General features: G+C 49.0%; 2 protein-coding genes and 2 pseudogenes. 2 read left to right on the forward strand and 2 right to left on the reverse strand.

The annotated features are described in order from the left end of the window. Positions 1-983: 983 nt before the first annotated feature. Positions 984-16,460, forward strand: a pseudogene (locus LGZ99_RS19350) (amino acid adenylation domain-containing protein); the annotation flags it as partial. A gap of 215 nt (positions 16,461-16,675) precedes the next feature. Here the strand turns inward: LGZ99_RS19350 and LGZ99_RS19355 are convergent. Both LGZ99_RS19355 and LGZ99_RS24900 read right to left on the reverse strand, forming a co-directional pair. Beyond that, a complete protein-coding gene (locus LGZ99_RS19355) occupies positions 16,676-17,710 on the reverse strand; it encodes a fucose-binding lectin II (protein WP_036836773.1) in 1,035 nt (344 codons plus the stop codon). A 1,305-nt stretch (positions 17,711-19,015) separates the two neighbouring features. Next, a pseudogene (locus LGZ99_RS24900) lies at positions 19,016-19,257 on the reverse strand (filamentous hemagglutinin N-terminal domain-containing protein); the annotation flags it as partial. A 1,290-nt stretch (positions 19,258-20,547) separates the two neighbouring features. On the opposite strand from LGZ99_RS24900, the gene LGZ99_RS19365 reads away from it, so the two are divergent. Beyond that, on the forward strand, positions 20,548-20,931 hold the full coding sequence (locus LGZ99_RS19365) for a type VI secretion system contractile sheath small subunit (RefSeq protein WP_262979465.1): 384 nt from the start codon (positions 20,548-20,550) through the stop codon (positions 20,929-20,931). Positions 20,932-21,061: the final 130 nt, after the last annotated feature.

Here is a 21,061-nt window from a genome sequence, read left to right on the forward strand (position 1 = left end):
AGAAATTATATCTAACTAACAGAATTAATAGATATATATTCCTAATATTATAATCAGCTCGTTTTTTATATTCATATTTATCAGGCTAAAGTACTGTCCATTTATAAACATTGGCTGAAAGCTTGAGTCTTATGTCACCCATTATGTCATCAATGGAAATCAGATATATATTTGGATAAGTAATTAATTGTGTTATTTTTTTATCTTGATATTGTTTATTTAAGGTATTAAATCCAATGAATTTTCATATTCATAATATTTTTCTATTATTAAAAAGGAATATATATGAAAATTAGTATTTATTTGAAATTGTTTCATTCCGGTGTTAAATGTAATTAGCGTTTACATTAGTTATGTAATTTGATTATTATAAAATAAGATGTAGTGAAGTCAGTTTACGTTTTATATGGGAAAATATACATGGATTTATTGTAACGTAATGATAAGTAATATTTTTATTGTTTTTGTCTTGTTCCTTGGCTGTTGGAGACTATTGATATTTATAAACACCTAATTTTATCTGAAATAATTTCAATCAGATATTAATACTAAATGGACAAAATACAGCAAGGATTTAGCGCTCATGCCAGTAGATATATTCAATAGATCCATTTTTATTTAGTTGTGGAATTCAGCGTCGATTAATAAAAAATTGCCGTAGATCAAAGACGCTTATCTAAAAAACAGGAAGAAAATGGAATGCCTTATTTCGGTTCATTTGATGAACCATTTATTTTGTTATCAGGAAAATTATCGTCTCAAAATTGTTAATTATGCGGATGTAACCGGGATATTACATCAAACAGCTGAGGGAAAATATTGCTGGAGTATCTTTTGATGCCTGGTATGTCCGTTGTTATTTTTCTGAAAAATAAAAGAAAAACATTTGTGATGGTTGCTGGGAATAACCGTTTTCAAATATCCAATAGATTCGTTGAGGTAGTAAGCAGATGAAAGACAGTATTACCAGAAAGGAAAATACCCTTGAAGCGGGGTTGTTGCTGGAAACCAGGAACGCCACAGAAACCCCGTATCCTGACCATTTATGTATCCATCAGTTGTTTGAACAACAGGCGGAGAAAACCCCGGCTGCCGCAGCGTTAATCGCAGGGGATAAAACCCTGAGCTACGCCGAACTAAATGCCCGCGCTAACCGGCTGGCCTGTCAACTGATTGAACAGGGTGTGTACCCGGATGACTACGTGGCGATTCTTTTAGAACGCTCGGTTGAACTGGTAGTGGCTCAGTTGGCTATCCTGAAAGCCGGTGCGATTTATGTCCCTGTCGATCCCAACGTACCGAATGAGCGGAAAAGCTGGCTGATAAACGATTGTGCCGCCAAATTACTGCTGACTGATATGCAGACCGAGATCCCGGTTGACTTAGTTGTTCCGCGGCTCCGCCTTACCCCCGAGACAGAACCAATCTGGGAAGAGGAGCATCGCAATCCTGATTTATTGGGTTCCAGTGCCGGGCCGGCGTATATCATGTACACCTCTGGTTCGACGGGGGCACCAAAAGGGGTCATCGTGCCTCACCGGGCTGTCGTCCGGCTGGTTATCAATAATGGCTATGCTGAAATCGAACCCAATGACCGAATTGCTTTCGCTGCTAATCCGGCTTTCGATGCCAGCACCTTCGAAGTTTGGGCGCCGTTGCTCAACGGTGCTGCGCTGGTGGTTATTGATCATACTACGTTGCTGACGCCGCGGGATTTTGCCCAGGCGTTACAGGCGCATTGCATTACGGTCCTGTGGATGAGTGTCGGGCTGTTTAACCGGCTGGCGGCGGAGCTATCCCCGGTATTGCCTCAACTTAAAATGCTGCTGGTCGGGGGAGATGTTCTCGATCCGCATGTCATTGCTCAAGTGCTGCGTAAGAGCCCGCCACAACAGTTATTGAATGCCTACGGCCCGAGTGAGGGAACCACGTTTACCACGACCTACCATATTGACGCGTTAACATCGGGTACGACTTCTATTCCTATTGGTCGACCCATTGCCAACACCCGGATTTATTTGCTGGATACTGACGGTCAGCCGGTACCATTGGGGATGACCGGTGAGATTTACGTCGGAGGTGACGGAGTGGCCTGTGGTTATCTCAATCGCCCTGAACTGACCGCTGAACGCTTTCTCACCGATCCATTTAGCGATAAACCGAATGCGCGTATGTACCGGACCGGAGATTTGGCCCGCTATCTGCCGGACGGCAATCTGGAATTCCTGGGCCGTAACGATCAGCAGGTGAAAATCCGCGGTTTCCGGATTGAACCGGGGGAAATTGAGGCCCGGCTGGTGGAATATCCGGCGATACGTGAAGCCGTGGTGCTGGCGTTAGGGGAGGGGCAGGATAAACAACTGGTTGCTTATGTGCTGACCCAAGAGAATGACGGATTGGCCGCTCGTTTGCGTGAATACCTGAGTGCGCGGTTGCCGGATTATATGGTCCCGGTGGCCTTTGTGCGTCTGAATGAATTCCCATTGACGCCGAATGGTAAATTGGATCGCCGGGCGTTGCCGGCACCGGGGGAGGATGCTTTCGCCCGTCAGGTTTATGCAGCGCCGCTAGGAGAGATGGAGATTGTTCTGGCGACCCTTTGGAGCGAATTACTGGATATTGAGCGAATTAGCCGGCATGACAGCTTCTTTGCGCTGGGTGGTCATTCTCTGCTCGGTGTACGGATGATTGAACGTCTGCGCAGCCTGGGATTAACACTGGCCGCCCGTAACCTGTTCCAGAGTCCGGTGCTGTCAGAACTGGCCCAGACATTGGAGCAACATCAAGCTGTAGTGGTGCCGCCCAATATCATCACATTAGCGACCACGGCGTTGACGCCGGAGATGTTGCCGCTGATTGATCTGACTCAACCTGAAATTGACCACATTGTTGAACAGGTGCCGGGCGGGATTGCTAATGTTCAGGATATCTATGCCCTGTCGCCGTTGCAGGACGGTATTTTGTTCCATCATCTGCTGGCGAAGGAAGGTGATCCCTATCTGCTGGCCTATCCGATGATTTTTGCTGACCGGGCGCTGCTGGATCGCTATCTGGCGGCGATGCAACAGGTGGTTGATCGCCATGATGTCTTGCGGACCTCATTTATCTGGCAGGAATTATCTACACCGGCGCAGGTAGTCTGGCGTCAGGCGCCTTTATCGGTCACTGAACTGATCCTGGACCCAGCTGATGGGCTAGTGGGTGAGCAATTGGCTCACCGTTTTGACCCGCGTCAGTATCGTTTTGATCTGAATCAGGCCCCATTGTTGCGCTTTGTGGTGGCGCAGGAAACCGATGGCCGTTGGCACGTGCTGCAATTGCAGCATCACTTGATTGGCGACCATACGACAATGGAAGTGATGCATCGCGAAGTGCAGGTCTGCCTTGCCGGACAGGATGACAACTTGCCGGTACCGGTGCCTTTCCGCAATCTGGTGGCGCAAGCCCGGCTGGATATCAATCAGGCAGAGCATACCCGCTTCTTTACCGACATGTTGGCTGACGTGGATGAGCCGACACTGCCGTTTGGCCTGACCGAGGTGCATCGTGATGGTTCGCAGGTCACACAATCGCACCGGATGTTATCGCCGGCGTTAAACGACCGCCTTCGTCAGCAGGCGAAACGTTTGGGCGTCAGTGTGGCAACATTGTGCCATCTGGCGTGGGCGCAGGTGTTGTCGCAAACCAGTGGTCAGGAAAAAGTGGTGTTTGGCACGGTGCTGTTTGGGCGCATGGCGGCGGGAGAAGGGGCTGACAGCGGCATGGGGCTGTTTATCAATACCTTGCCGCTGCGGCTAGATATGGATGATACGTCGGTGCATGACAGTGTACGGCTGGCACAGTCCCGACTGGCCGGATTGCTGGATTATGAACATGCTTCACTGGCGCTGGCCCAGCGTTGCAGTGGGGTAGCGGGCGGCACGCCACTGTTTAGCGCCTTGTTGAACTACCGGCATAATGAGCAGCCGCTGATCCCACATGAGGCTGTACCGGGTATCGAATTTCTGGGTGAACAGGAGCGGACCAACTACCCGTTTGTGCTGTCGGTAGAGGACGGGGGTTCTACTCTGGGGTTGACTGCGCAGGTAGTACAGCCGTTTGAGCCGGATCGGGTATGCGGTTATATGCAACAGGCGCTAGCAAGTCTGGCAGAAGCACTGGAGCGGGCACCGGAAACGCCGGTACGGGCACTGAATATTTTGCCTGAAACGGAACGCGCGTTATTGCTGGAAACTTGGAACGCGACTGAAACACCGTATCCTGAGCAGTTATGCATTCATCAGTTGATTGAACAACAGGTAGAAAAAACGCCTGACGCTACAGCGTTGGTGTATGAAGGACAAATCCTGAGTTATGCCGAATTGAATGCCGGCGCCAACAGGCTGGCCCATCAACTGATTGCACTGGAAATCGCGCCGGATCAGCGGGTGGCGATCTGCACGGCAAGCTCACCGGCGCGGGTGGTGGGGTTGTTGGCGGTGCTGAAAGCTGGTGGGGCCTACGTGCCGCTGGATCCGGCTTATCCGGGTGAACGTCTGGCGCATATTCTGAATGATGCGGCCCCCTCAATAATATTGGCTGATGAGACCGGACGGCTAGCGTTGGGTGAGGAGGTGCTTGCCGGGCTGACTCTGCTTGATCCGAATACCTTGCCTGATCAACCGGACAGCAACCCGCAGATACCGACGCTGACCTCCCGTCATCTGGCCTATGTGATTTACACCTCCGGTTCTACCGGCGTACCCAAAGGGGTGATGGTTGAACATCGTGGGCTGGTCAATCTTATCCGGGATCAAATCGTTCAGTTCGACATTCGTAGCAGTAGCCGGATGTTGCAGTTCGCTTCATTTGGTTTCGATGCCAGTGTCTGGGAAACCATGATGGCGCTGACCGGTGGAGCGGGTTTGGCTATTCCGGCCGACACGGTTCGTCAGGATCCGCACCACCTCTGGCGTTATCTGGAAGAGCAGGCGGTGACGCACGCTTGTTTGACTCCGGCCCTGCTGCGGGATGGGGCTGATTTACCGGCGCTGACGACAAAGCCGACCGTGATACTGGGCGGTGAAGCGCCCAGTGTGACTCTGCTCCAGGCCCTGTGTAGCCGGGCAACGCTGTTTAATGCGTATGGCCCGACGGAAATCACGGTGTGCGCGAGTGTCTGGCGTTGTCCGTCCGACTATGCGGGAGGATTAATCCCCATTGGGCGTCCGACGGCGAATACCCGGATTTATCTGCTGGATAACTACAGGCAGCCAGTACCATTGGGGGCCGTGGGGGAGCTGTATATTGGTGGTGCTGGTGTGACGCGCGGCTATCTCAATCTCCCTGACCTGACTGACGAACGTTTCTTGGCTGACCCGTTTAGTGATGCAACTGATGCGAGAATGTATCGCACCGGGGATTTGGCCCGTTATTTGCCGGATGGCAATCTGGTGTTTGCTGGCCGTAATGACCAGCAGGTTAAAATCCGTGGATTCCGGATTGAACCGGGTGAAATCGAAGCCCGGTTGACAGAATATCCTACGGTGCGCGAAGCGTGGGTGCTGGCGCGGGGTGACGGGCAGGATAAACGTCTGGTCGCCTATGTCGTGGCGGAAGAAGATAACGGATTGGCTGCCCGTTTGCATGAACATCTGAGTGCTATTTTGCCTGACTATATGGTGCCGGCGGCTTTTGTGCGTCTGGACGCCTTCCCGCTGACGCCAAACGGCAAGCTGGATCGGCGAGCGTTGCCGGTGCCGGATCAGAATGCCTTTGCCCGTCAGGTTTACGCAGCACCACAAGGGGAGATAGAAACTGCATTGGCGGCTATCTGGAGTGAATTATTAGGCATTGAGCAGATAGGCCGGTATGACAACTTCTTTGCGCTGGGTGGTCATTCACTGTTGGCGGTACGAGTCATGAATCGTATCGCCGCTTTTGGTGTTGAACTACCGCTGGTTGCCTTATTTACCTCACCGTCACTGGCGGCCTTTGCGGAGAGAATCAGCGCCCAACGCAATGAGGGAAGGGATAGATTGTCTGAGATTATTCCCGTATCTCGTAATAGTGCTTTACCGCTGTCATTCGCTCAACAGCGTCTGTGGTTCCTGGCGCAGTTTGATGGCGTCAGTGATACCTATCATATTCCGCTGGTACTGCACTTGCGTGGTCAGCTTGATATTACCGCTTGGCAGCAGGTGCTGAATCGTCTGTTTGCCCGCCACGAAGCGCTGCGTTCACTCTTTATCATAGTTGACGGTCAACCTCAGGTTGAACTGTTGCCGGCGGAATTTGGTCTGCCGGTGAAACAATACGATCTGCGTAACGCGCCTGAAATGGATGAACAGCTTAAGCTTCTGTGCGCACAGGAAGCAGAAACACCATTTGATCTTGCCCGTGGTCCCTTAATCCGTTGTGCGCTGATACAACGGGCCGACGAGGATTACGTCTTCTTGCTGACCCAGCATCACATTGTGTCTGATGGCTGGTCTTTAGGGATCTTGAAATCAGAACTGGGTGCCCTTTATTCGGCCTGCTTGAATGAACAACCTGATCCATTGCCTCCGCTGGTTATTCAATATCCTGATTATGCCGCATGGCAGCGTAAGGTGTTCTCTGGTGAAGGGTTGCGGGCGCAGAGTGATTATTGGCGTCGCACGCTGGCCGATGCCCCGGTATTACTGGAATTGCCGACAGATCGGCCCCGTCCATCCCGGCAATCATTTACCGGCGGTCGGATCCCGGTGCAGATTGATGCCATGTTGGTACAGGCCCTGAAACAGTTGGGACGACAGCACGGTACCACATTGTTTATGACATTGTTGACCGCCTGGGCAGCGTTGTTGTCGCGTTTGTCCGGGCAGGATGATCTGGTGATTGGCATACCGAGCGCCAACCGCAACCGGCGGGAAATCGAGCCGCTGATTGGCTTCTTTGTCAATACCTTGGCATTGCGCATTGATTTGTCCGGTACACCGGATATGGTCACACTGCTCCGGCGTGTGCGGCAGACGACACTGGGCGCGCAGGAGCATCAGGATCTGCCTTTCGAGCAGGTAGTTGAGATGGTACAACCGCCCCGCAGACCGGAACATACCCCGTTATTTCAGGTAATGTTTGCCTTGCAGGAGAGTGACACAGAAGAGTGGCAACTGCCGGGATTAGCGGTGACGCCAGTCGTACAGGGATATGATATTGCTAAATTCGATCTGCAACTGGAATTGACGGAAAAGGCGGGCGAGGTTGTTGGGGAACTAAGTTATTCTTCTGCCCTGTTCGATCCTGAAACGATTGAAAGACAGGTCGGCTATTTGCAGGCCCTATTGCGGGCGATGGTGAACCATCCTCAACAATCAGTCACGACCGTCGATATCTTGTCATCCACTGAGCGGACATTATTGCTGGAAACTTGGAATGCGGCCACAGTGCCGTATCCTGAACAGTTGTGTGTTCATCAGTTGGTTGAACAGCAGGTGGAGAAGACCCCGGATGCCATAGCTGTAAAGTATGAAAATCAGACCCTCAGTTATGCTGAACTGAATGCCCGCGCTAACCGGCTGGCTCATCAGCTTATCGCACTGGGTGTCACGCCGGATCAGCGAGTGGTGATTTGTGTGACACGATCACTGGAGAGAGTCGTCGGATTGCTGGCGGTGTTGAAAGCGGGCGGGGCTTATGTGCCATTGGATCCGGCTTATTCGGGTGAACGTCTGGCTTATATGCTCACTGATGCCGCGCCAACAATTTTGCTGGCGGATAATATTGGACGGGCGGCACTGGGTGAAGAGGCTCTGGCGACGCTAACTGTACTCGATCCAAATACCCTGCCGGACCAGCCGGACAACAACCCGCAGGTCCCTGACCTCACTTCACGGCATCTGGCGTATGTGATCTACACTTCCGGTTCTACCGGCAGACCGAAAGGGGTGATGATCGAACATCAGAGTGTGGTTAACCTGACGCTGGAACAAATCGCCCAGTTTGATGTTGGTGTAACCAGCCGGATGTTGCAGTTTGCCTCATTTGCCTTTGATGCTAGCGTCTGGGAAATCATGATGGCGTTAAGCAGTGGGGCTATGCTGGTTATTCCTGCGGAAGCAGTCCGGAAAAACTCGCACCGTCTCTGGCATTACCTGGAAGAACAGAAAGTGACGCACGCCTGCATGACACCAGCCATGCTCCACGATGGCGCCGGTTTGCCTGAGATAGCCATAAAACCCACATTAATATTCGCAGGAGAAGCGCCGGCTAGCGCCTTGTTTCAGACATTGTGCGACCGGGCCGATTTGTTCAATGTTTATGGCCCGACGGAAATCACCGTTTGCGCCACCACCTGGAATTGCCCGTCAGACTATACCGGGGGATTAATTCCCATCGGTAACCCGACAGTTAACAAACGTCTCTATCTGTTGGACAAACATGGTCAGCTGGTGCCGCTGGGCGCGGTAGGTGAGTTATATATTGGCGGTGTTGGTGTGGCCCGTGGCTATCTCAATCGCCCTGAACTGACTGCCGAACGTTTCCTCACCGATCCGTTTAGTGATGAAACTGATGCCCGGATGTACCGCACCGGGGATTTAGCCCGTTACCTGCCGGACGGCAATCTGGTATTTGCCGGTCGTAATGACCAGCAAGTTAAAATCCGTGGTTTCCGTATTGAACCGGGGGAAATCGAGGCGCATCTGACCGAACATCCGGCGGTGAGCGAAGCGTTGGTACTGGCGTTTGGAGACGGTCAGGATAAGCGTTTAGTTGCCTATGTGGTCGCGGAGGCGGATAACGGACTGGCCGCCAGCCTGCGTAAACATCTGAGTGATATTTTACCCGATTATATGGTACCGGCGGCTTTTGTGCGTCTGGATACCTTTCCGCTGACTCCGAACGGTAAATTGGATCGCCGGGCGTTGCCGGTGCCTGATCAACATGCCTTTGCCCGCCAGGTTTACGAAGCGCCGCAAGGGGAAATTGAGACTGCGCTCGCCACTATCTGGAGTGAATTGCTGGAGGTTGAGCAGATTAGCCGGCACGACAGCTTCTTTGCGCTGGGTGGTCACTCGTTGCTCGCTGTGCGGATGATTGAACACTTGCGGCGTAGGGGGCTGGGCGTATCGGTCCAAACGCTATTCGAGCATCAGACACTCAGTGTTTTGGCTCAGTCTCTGGCGCAACATCGTGAAATCCCGGTACCTGACAACGGCATTACACCGGATACTCTTGTGCTGACACCAGAAATGTTACCGTTGATTGATCTGACTCAGCCTGAGATTGACCGCATAATTGAACAAATTCCGGGTGGGGTTGCCAACATTCAGGATATCTATGCTTTGTCACCGCTACAGGATGGTATTTTGTTCCACCATTTGCTGGCAAACGAAGGCGATCCTTATCTGCTGATAACCCAACAAGCTTTTGTGGATCGGTCTTTGCTGGATCGTTATCTGGCCGCGGTTCAACAGGTGGTTGACCGCCATGATATTCTGCGTACCGCGTTTATCTGGCAGGGGTTATCCGCTCCGGCTCAGGTGGTTTGTCGGCAGGTTCCCTTATCCATCACAGAGTTGGCACTCAATCCGGTTGACGGATCGATCAGTGACCAACTGGCCCAACGCTTTGATCCGCGCCGGCATCGTATTGATCTGAGTCAGGCACCGTTGTTGCGCTTTGCCATTGCTCAGGATACCGATGGCCGCTGGATCCTGCTGCAACTGCTGCATCACCTGATTGGCGACCATACCACGCTGGAAGTGATGAACAGCGAGGTGCAGGCGTATCTTACCGGACGGGGAGACAGCTTACCGGCTTCGACACCTTTCCGTCATCTGGTGGCGCAGGCCCGGTTGGGCGCCAGCCAGCCGGAACATACCCGTTTCTTTACCGATATGCTGGCGGCGGTGGATGAGCCGACGTTGCTGTTCGGGCTAACGGAAGTACACCATGACGGCTCGCAGGTGACGGAATCGCACCAGATGTTGACGCCTGCACTGAATAACCGTCTGCGTGATCAGGCCCGGCATTTGGGCGTCAGCGTGGCAGCGTTGTGTCATTTGGCCTGGGCGCAGGTGTTGTCGCGTACCAGTGGTCAGAAGCAAGTGGTGTTTGGCACGGTGTTGTTTGGGCGTATGCAGGCTGGTGAAGGTGCCGACAATGGCATGGGACTGTTTATTAATACCCTGCCTTTACGGTTGGATATAGATGAAACCCCGGTGCGGGAGAGTGTACAGACCGCCCATACCCGATTGGCGGGATTGCTGGCCCATGAACATGCATCACTGGCGCTGGCTCAACGTTGCAGTGGGGTAGCCAGTGGCACACCGCTGTTCAATGCGTTGTTGAATTACCGGCATAATACCCAGCCGGTCACGCCGGATAAAATCATCAGCGGTATTGAATTCTTTGGCGCACAGGAGCGGACCAACTACCCGTTTGTGTTATCGGTAGAGGATGGTGGTGCCGATCTAGGGCTGACGGCTCAGGTGGTGCAGCCATTTGATCCGGAACGGATATGCGGTTATATGCAACAAGCGCTGGAAAGCCTGGCAGAAGCGCTTGAACAGACCCCGGAAACGCCGGTACAGATGTTGGAAATTTTGCCGGAAACTGAGCGCACATTGTTGCTGAAAACCTGGAATGCGACTGAAACAGCCTATCTTGACCAGCTGTGCATTCATCAACTGTTTGAACAACAGGTGGAGAATGCCCCGGACGCCACCGCGTTGGTATATGAAAACCAATCCTTTAGCTATGCGGAATTGAATACTCGCGCCAACCGGCTGGCGCATCAGCTTATCGCGCTGGGTGTCGTGCCGGATCAACGGGTGGCGATTTGCGTGGCAAGTTCACCGGCGCGGATAGTGGGGCTGCTGGCAATATTGAAAGCGGGTGGCGCCTACGTGCCGCTGGATCCTGCTTATCCGGGTGAGCGCCTGATTCATATTTTGACCGATGCTGCACCGGCTATTTTGTTGGCAGATAAAACCGGACGTTCAGCATTAAACGAGCAAATGCTTGCACAACAAGTTGTTCTTGATCCGAATTCATTGCCTGATCAGCCGGACAACAACCCACAAGTCTTTGCATTGACCTCCCGTCATCTGGCTTATGTGATTTACACCTCCGGCTCGACTGGTACGCCGAAAGGGGTGATGGTTGAACATTGCGGGCTGGTCAACCTTATCCGGGATAAAATCGGCCAATTCGCCATTCATTCCCATAGCCGGATGTTGCAATTCGCTTCATTTGGTTTCGATGCCAGTGTCTGGGAAATTATGATGACATTAGGCAGTGGCGCCAGCCTGGCTATTCCTGACGATGCTGTTCGTCAGGACCCGCATCGCCTCTGGCATTATCTGGAAGAGCAATCGGTGACGCACGCTTGTTTGACACCCGCCCTGCTGCGAGATGGCGCTGATTTACCGGCGATGACCATCAAACCGACATTAATACTGGGCGGTGAAGCGCCCAGTGTGGCCTTGCTCCAGGCACTGAGTGGCCGGGCAACGGTATTCAATGCCTATGGCCCGACAGAAATCACCGTTTGTGCCACCGCCTGGCGTTGCCCGTCAGACTATCAGTCAGACTATCAGGATGGATTCATTCCTATTGGACGTCCGACGGCCAATACCCGTGTTTATCTGCTGGATGCCCTCGGCCAGCCGGTGCCTTTGGGAGCGGTGGGTGAGCTGTATATTGGTGGTGCCGGTGTGGCGCGTGGCTATCTCAATCGCCCTGAACTGACCGGCGAACGTTTCCTTGCTGATCCGTTTAGTCACGCAGCTAATGCACGGATGTATCGCACCGGGGATTTGGTTCGCTACCTGCCGGACGGCAATCTGGTCTTTGTTGGCCGTAACGACCAACAGATTAAAATTCGTGGTTTCCGGATTGAACCGGGGGAAATCGAAGTTCGGCTGACAGAACATTCCGCGGTACGTGAAGCGCTGGTACTGGCGCTGGGTGATGGGCAGGACAAACGTCTGGTTGCCTATGTGGTGGCAGAAGTGGATGACGGGCTAGTTAACCATCTGCGTGAACATCTGAGCGCGTTGTTGCCTGACTACATGGTACCGGCGGCCTTTGTACGTCTGGACGTATTCCCGCTGACACCTAACGGCAAACTGGATCGTCGGGCGCTACCGGCACCGGGAGAAGAAGCCTTTGCCCGCCAGATTTACGCGGCACCACAAGGGGAAACGGAAACTGCACTGGCCGCTATTTGGCATGACTTACTGGGCGTTGAGCAGATAAGCCGGTATGACAGCTTCTTTGCATTGGGTGGTCATTCATTGCTTGCGGTGCGCATGGTCGAACGCTTGCGTAACCTGGGTTTAACGCTGGCAGTACGTGACCTGTTCCAATCCCCTGTACTGTCTGAGCTTGCTCAAACCTTGAAACTAAATCAGGGCGAAGGTGTGCCTGCCAACGTGATTACACCGGCAACAACGGTGTTGACGCCGGAAATGTTACCGTTGATTGATCTCACTCAGCCTGAAATTGATCACATCGTCGAACAGATACCGGGCGGGATCAGCAATATTCAGGATATCTATGCGTTGTCGCCGTTACAGGACGGCATTCTGTTCCACCATCTATTGGCAAACGTAGGCGACCCATATTTGCTGGCGGGCCAGATGGCCTTTACTGATCGGCCTCTGTTGGACCGTTATCTGGCTGCGGTTCAACAGGTGATTAACCGTCATGACATCCTGCGAACCGCTTTTATCTGGGAAGGATTATCGGTTCCTGCTCAGGTGGTTTGCCGTCAAGTGCGATTGTCGGTGACTGAATTGACACTGGATCCGGCTGACGGGCCGGTCAGTGACCAGCTAGCTCAACATTTTGATCCGCGCCGGCATCGTATTGATTTGGGACAGGCACCGCTGCTGCGTTTCATCGTGGCGCCGGAGACCGATGGACGCTGGATTGTACTGCAACTGATGCATCATCTGATTGGTGACCATACCGCGTTGGATGTGATGAGCAACGAAGTTCAGGCCTATCTTGATGGACAGGAAAGCAACCTGCCTGCGCCGGCGCCTTTCCGCAATCTGGTGGCGCAGGCCCGGCTGGGGGTAAGTCAGGAGCAGCATGTTCGCTTCTTTACCGACATGTTGGCTGAGGTGGATGAGCCTACGTTGCCGTTCGGATTGACCGAGGTACATCATGATGGCTCACAAATGACAGAATCACACCGGATGTTGACCGCGGAGCTGAATAACCGCTTACGCGGTCAGGCCCGGCGTCTGGGCGTGAGCCTGGCGGCCTTGTGTCATCTGGCTTGGGCGCAGGTGTTGTCGCGTACCAGCGGTCAGGAGCAAGTGGTATTCGGCACGGTATTATTCGGGCGCATGGCCGCCGGTGAAGGTGCAGACAATGGCATGGGACTGTTTATCAATACCTTGCCGCTACGGCTGGATATGGATGACACGCCGGTACAGGACAGTGTACAGGCGGCACATCGCCGGCTGGCGGGATTGTTGACACATGAACATGCGTCACTGGCGCTGGCTCAACGGTGCAGTGGGGTACAGGGTGGAACTCCATTGTTCAGTACCTTGCTGAACTACCGGCACAACACATTGCCGACGGCTTCGAATGAAATCATGAGCGGTGTTGAATTCCTTGGTGCACAGGAGCGGACCAACTATCCGTTTACGCTGTCAGTGGAAGATTTTGGTGAAGCGCTGGGTTTAACCGCGCAAATTGCCCAGCCATTTGATCCGGAGCGGGTATGTGGTTATATGCAACAGGCGCTGGAAAGTTTGGTGGCGGCACTTGAACAGGCCCCGGAAACGCCGGTGCGGATGCTGGAAATCCTGCCTGAAACAGAGCGTAATTTATTGCTGAAAACCTGGAACGCGACGGAAACCGCGTATCCTGACCAACGGTGCATTCATCAACTGTTTGAACAACAAGTGGAGAAAAACCCTGATGCTACGGCGTTGATCTATGAAGAGCAAGCCCTCAGTTATGTGGAGTTGAACGCCTGTGCTAACCGGCTGGCTCATCAATTAATTGAACTGGGCGTGCAGCCTGATCAACGGGTGGCGATTTGTGTGACGCGTTCACCATCAAGTATTGCAGGGCTATTGGCAGTACTGAAGGCGGGTGGTGCCTACGTACCACTGGATCCGGCTTATCCGGGTGATCGTCTGGCTTACATGCTGAATGATGCCGCCCCATCAGTGGTGCTGGCGGATGATACCGGGCGTGTCGCACTGGGTGAAGAAGCACTTGGAAAATTAGCCGTACTTGACCCGAATACTCGGCCTGACCAACCGGACAACAACCCGCAGATTCCTGCGTTAACTTCACGGCATCTGGCCTATGTGATTTATACTTCCGGCTCGACCGGTATGCCGAAAGGGGTGATGGTTGAACATCGTGGGTTGGTCAACCTTATCCGGGATAAAATCAGCCAGTTTGACATCCATTCCCATAGCCGGATGTTGCAATTCGCCTCATTTGGTTTCGATGCCAGCGTCTGGGAAATCTTGATGGCACTGTGTGGTGGCGCCACCCTGGATATTCCTGCCGACACGGTTCGTCAGGATCCGCTCCGCCTTTGGCATTATCTGGAAGAACAGGCGGTGACTCACGCCTGCCTGACACCGGCTCTGCTGCGGGATGGCGCCGATTTACCGGAAATAACCATAAGACCAACATTGATACTGGGTGGTGAAGCGCCCAGTGCGGCGCTGCTTCAGGCACTGCGTGGCCGGGCCACGCTGTTCAATGCTTATGGCCCGACAGAAATCACGGTATGTGCCACCACCTGGCGTTGCCCGGCGGATTATATCGATACGTTAACGCCTATTGGACGTCCGACGGCCAACACCTGTGTTTATCTGCTGGATGCTTGCGGCCAGCCGGTCCCATTGGGAGCGGTAGGGGAATTGTATCTCGGTGGTGACGGTGTCGCGCGTGGCTATCTCAATCGTCCTGACTTGACCGCTGAACGTTTCCTGGCTGATCCGTTTAGCCAGACACCGGATGCGCGGATGTACCGAACCGGGGATTTGGCCCGCTACTTGCCGGATGGCAACCTGATATTTATTGGCCGTAATGACCAGCAAGTTAAAATCCGGGGATTCCGTATTGAGCCGGGTGAAATCGAAGCCCGGCTGACGGAGTACCCGGTGGTGCGTGAAGCTATCGTATTGGCTCTGGGTGACGGGCAGGATAAACGGCTGGTGGCTTATGTGGCGGCGCCGGCGGATGATGGATTGGCTGCCTGTTTATATAGCCATCTGAGAGCACTGTTGCCTGACTACATGGTACCGGCGGCTTTTGTACGTCTGGACGCATTCCCGCTAACCCCTAACGGTAAGCTGGATCGCCGGGCACTGCCGGAACCTGATCAGAATGCCTTTGCCCATCAAGTTTATGAAGCGCCGCAAGGGGAGGTTGAGATCGCATTGGCTGCTATCTGGCGTGAATTGCTGGAGGTTGAGCAAATAGGCCGATATGACAATTTCTTTGCGTTGGGTGGACACTCGTTGCTTGCTATGCGGATGATAAACCTTGCCGCAGGCCGTGGTTTGATGTGTACATTGAATAACCTATTCCAATTCCCTGTGCTGGTTGAACTGGTATCAAAAATCACATTAGATCCACTGTCTCAGCCGCAAAGCAGTGCGATACCTGTGCGGCCATCCGGAATGGAACCGCCGTTATTCTTTGTACCCAGCGGCATGGATGATTACTCCTATGTCTTTGGATTAGCTCAACATATTCAGTCAGACTATCCGATTTATGCATTGCCCTGGCCGTCCATCAATGAAGAGCCGGTATCGACTATTGAAGCGTTGGCCGCCAAAATGATCACCTTTATGAAGGCGGTTCAACCGGAAGGCCGATACCGGATCTACGGTTACTCTTCTGGTGGCGTATTGGCTTATGCCATTGCCCAGCAACTTTTGAACGCCGGTGAGACCGTTGATTTCCTAGGTTTGATTGACACGCCTGCCCCGCACTGCTTCAAGCAGCAGGTCATTCAACCGAAACTCCAGTTTCTTGCTGAACTGGCAAAACAGTCGGGTGGGGAACATGAAGAGGAGATTGCGGTATTGCATCAGAGAATCGATAAACTGAATTTGGTGCAATTTATTGCCGCGGCGCAGGAACTGGAACTATACCCGGCAAACTTGCGTCCTGACTTGATTGCAAAACGTTGGGAACAGATGGGAAATTATGTGCAAATGGTCAAAGAATATAAACCACAAGCCTTAGCGATAACGCTCCACCAGTTCTATGCGATGGAATCTTACCCGCAGATCCCTTTCGTGACGGAAGCCACATTGCCCTCCTTGAGTATGGAACCGTCGTTAGGCTGGAAGCAGGTTGTGCCTGATTCTTCGCTCCAGCTAACATCTGTACCGGGCGACCACTTTAGCTTGATGGAGGATAGTGAAAATAAAACTATTTTGGCTAAAACCTTAAGCATGGCGTTGGCAATGAATTGTGAAGCGGAGGCGGTGTAATGTCAGTGATATTGCAGGAATAGCAAGCAATTATTGACGACGGATGCTGTCCGGTTAAAGGTATTTATAATGGGCAAGGATGCCCGCACCTTAATGAGCAATATCCGTAAGGCGGGTATTGCTTTACCCGCGATATCCTTTGTCGTTACGCATAACAAAAAAGCGACATAACGCCGCTTTTTTGTTTGTGGTGAATTTACCAAATTATTTTTAATTCACACCAGCGGCCAATTCAACATTACCACGCAGTCATTGTAATTATCCTTGGTGCCGTTTTCAGCGCCGATAGTTGCTATTCCTGGTTTTCCGTCAAGTATATTATCGAAATAACGAAGTTTGCAGGGTTTGCCATCTCCTGTAATTTCAATACAGACTTTGCCTGTACCTGATGTGTAGGCTTTGGTCGCCGTCAGATTATTTTCTCCTTTACCGGTTAATGTGTCTACCAGGAGATCGTCAATATATACCTTTACCGTTTGCTGAATGTTCGTATTATTATAGGCTATCAAGCCAAACCGAATACTTTGAGGTAATTGGAAACAGTGTTTACCGGTGTCATTGGTACCGAATGTTCCGCCACTGCCTCCATTATTATTGCCATGTTTACTACCTAATAAATCTGTATTAACAGATACCGCTGCTTGAATTTTGTGGAAAGAGACACCAGGCCAACCAGATCGGGTGAGTCGAGGTCCACCATCAATAGCATTCAATTTCGTATTGTATCTAATATAATTACTGTCTTTGAAAAAGTAGATAAACTGGCTGGCAATGCTCTTCCATAAAACAACAGCATCCAAATTTGCATTGAATGCAGCGTACTTGCCGGTAGTTCCCCATCTGGCAGAGATAGTTTTCTTATTAATTTTGTGCGAACTGACAGTATAATCAATACAATCATATCCTTTGAAGAAACAAACAATATCTTGTTTTATATCGACCCATTCTATAGCTGCATCTATCCCATTTTCAAATTCAGTACCTTTCAATCCAGGCCATCCCTCTACAATGGGTTTTGGTCCATCACTTACTTGTGCTTTCGCTATATCGAATTTAAGATATTGTGAACCTTTAAAAAAATATAGAGAACCATTTAAATTGACGATATCGTCGATCTGTCTTTGGAATTCAACAGGAAGGTTAGGCCAGTCGTTACTGATAGATTGGGGATAACCAGTGTATGCTTTATGTAATTGATCATTATATTTAATATTTTCCGAGTTAAGAAATAAGTAGGTATCTGTATTCATTTATTATATATCCTTCATGGTAATTATATTATAACATATTGTTTATATTATTATTTTTTGTTGAAATGGATTGAAAGTAGTGTTGAAAAATTTTCTTTAATTATGAAATTTCATTATATGTTTAGTTCTCCAAGATGATTTTAATTATTGGAGATTAATGTCATGAGTAGGTTGTAATCAAGGTTATATATTAATAATTTATTTATTAATTTAATTGCTCTGATTTTTTAAAAAAATAAAAATACATGCTAAGAAATGAGGATGATATAAATTTAATGGAGTTTAAAGCGCTATTTTATATTTTTGGTGATGACATTTAAAAGTGTATTGATGATATCGTCGGTATAATGCTGATTTTATTTACTGATGGTTTTTATTTTAGTTTATTGTTAAATTACATTAAAGGTATGAAAAGAGACATGACTTAAATAAAACGGTAGAAAAGTAATGCTATTCAACGGGATAAAATAGTATTAAATAATTTTAAACGGATGTATTTAGTTAAGTTATTTATTTGCGGGTTTTGTTATTCCTGTTTTTCATGAATGATTATTTAACTGTCTTATAAAAAAATTATTCTTCAGTTGAAAACGTTATTAAAGCAGGTTAATTTTATAAAATAGATTGTCTAATTAACCTATTCATATTTTTATTTATCTTTTTTTACGGAGTATATAAGCATTAATAAAGCCGATTCTTTTTCTAATTTTCACTAATAGATTTATGATAGGCAGGTTTTAAACTGTTATTAAAAGCTATTTTTTAACTTATATAATAAGGTTTTAGCTGTTTTTCACCACTTTTAATGCCTGATTTTTGTTAAGTTTAATCATCATGGTATATTGTGTTTTACATTTAATCAACGTTAATCATACTCGCTTTTTATCTTTATTGACGCTGTTTTACTGGCAATTTTGAGCAGTTTTCATAAGTTACCCTCTTGTATTTTATCTTCATAAATTAACTCGTAAATAGCTTGATGGTATAAAGAGATACCTCTTTATTTTTTTTCGAATAATATTTTTTTTACTGATTTATTTCAATTTTCTGTTAATGGTTAATAGACTTCGATTAAATATAATCAATATCATTTTAAAAATTCCACTTATAGTTAAATACGTCTTTTATATAAAAGCTTTAATACATTTAACATAACAGGGAATAAGCCGTTTTTGGTTACTCTGTCCCTTTTCAAAATCTGGTATTAGTGGGCGTTTGTTTTTTCCCTTTAGCTAATGAATCACCGAAAAGAAAACAGCTTCCCAATAGCCAAAAAAGAGAAAACAAGTAAAAAGAGAAACTGCATAATGCCGTTGGGTTGGCAATCATCACATGGGTTTTATTGCCGACAATTTCCAGCTGGCCTTGCAGCTCAGAGCGCCTGTTGCCGGTGACTTCATTGATAATCAGTTCCGCTGCTTTGCCTTTCAGGTTAGGGTTGGCGTTAAGTTGCCCGGCCAGTTGTGATTGATTCCGGCGGCCATAGCCGGATGAAGGGGATAGACGGCGGTCAGGTAAATTAAAAGATAACTCGTGGCCCTGACCATCGGGGTATTGCGTTGATCCTCTTTTCTTAAGTTAATCTGGCTTTGGTGATAAAACGGTAATCTTTCCATGGGAAATATTGATAATTTTATAGTGACATAATAAAACTATTCCAATGTGTAATTAATTTTCTGTCTGAATGGATAGTATGAAATGCGATCAAAATTGGGTTGTTTAATCCTGACAATGGGGAATGCGATGTATTAAATGCTGGAAAGTGGCGATAAAGCTGGAGATATTAAATGGTGGCGCGGTAATCACCTTGTACTAAAGCGACCAACAAAAGCGACACGCATAGGAAAGCTTAATTCATCAGTCAGCCGCCGGGAAACTTTGTCTTACAACGGGTGACGGAAGCCACATTACCCTCCTTGAATATGGAACCATCTATTGACGGAGATGTTGCCCGGTGAAAGATGTATATAATGGCCGGATACCACTTCCCACGTAAAATTAAGGTAAAGAACCCGCCAATTTGCGCTAATCGTTAAATCGATAAGAAGCATGAAGGGTGTTGCTCTATTTATTGAAAAGCAAGTTATCTTTATTTTATGGAGTTCTTTTATTTTCATAATTATTATTACTATTCAGTGCACTGTGAAGACAAATATATCGCTTTGTCTGAGCCACAGCATGGTAGATGTTTTGTAAAAGCATCACTAATAATATCCTTATTAATCCATTGTTTATGGCTATTTCTACCACGCATTATTCTGCATTATGGAATTTATTCTCATTCGCATTAACCTGGCTGATAATTATTTTTTTACTTCTTCTACTAAGTACTTGGCTTATTCTGTTGTGAATATAAAAATGACTTTATCTGTATGAAATTTTTCAATAACCAATTGAAAAATAATAAATTATTAATATCTCTCTCATGGTCAAATTACCCTGTTAATAATAAAACAGAGAAATGCTTATCACTTTACAAAAATAAATGCAATATATTTTTTAAAAAACACCATATCGTTTAGGTTATGTTTATATGTTGTGTGTTTTTTAAGTCATAAGTCAGTTCTTATGACTGATTTATTTTGTGCAAAAAGTGCTATAGGATAAAAAATGTCTTGATTTTAGATAAAACTGTTTAGAAAATCGCCTTTTCCTAGGAAGTGGCCTGTCTGGTAAATTCATTTATTTATTGGCACAGGCATTGTCGGTTTTCTCTTATTTGTTGCCTGGTTATCTGCCTGCTCTGAAATATCTGAATCCGGTTTTTTGTTTCTGAGATGCGTAATGGCATGGTCATCATACCATTCATTCCATCTTTATTTTTTAAGGAACTACTGGTGATGCAGAGTTTTCAAAAAGAGCCCCCTAAAGCGTGTATTAATATCAAATTAGATTTGCACACCGGTGGTGCGCAGAAAAAAGTTGAGTTGCCGCTGAAATTATGGGTGATGGCTGAATTTAGCTCCGTAGTTAACCTGACGGTTCAAAATACCCTGGCTGAAAATGGCAGCGAAGAAAATATCGCACTCACTTTCTGGCAAATAAACGATTTCGAGCTTGAGCAAGTGGTCCGCCAAATTCCCCAACTGCGGGCTGCACTGTTTACAGCCGGTCGAACGGGCATTGGGCAGGGCGTTGTTTGTTCCTGCCAGCGACCACAACAGGTGCCCGTTTTTTACACACGTCGTCAGTGCAGGCGACATGAAAACCACCTGGACTGACCAGGTGTGATGGCGGGTGCCGCAGGCCTCGCTATGGAACCCCTAAAACAAATTATGACCTTATGGGCCTCGGTATACGGCTATGGGCGGTAGCGTACCTGAAGCGACCGAGAAGCAAGTGGGAGGAAAT

It is taken from the genome of Photorhabdus temperata (assembly GCF_025384845.1).
Lineage (GTDB): Bacteria > Pseudomonadota > Gammaproteobacteria > Enterobacterales > Enterobacteriaceae > Photorhabdus > Photorhabdus temperata.

Bases quoted from the DNA above. Each gene is read 5' to 3' on its own strand.
- LGZ99_RS19355 (WP_036836773.1), bottom strand. From the start codon at position 17,710: ATGAATACAGATACCTACTTATTTCTTAACTCGGAAAATATTAAATAT.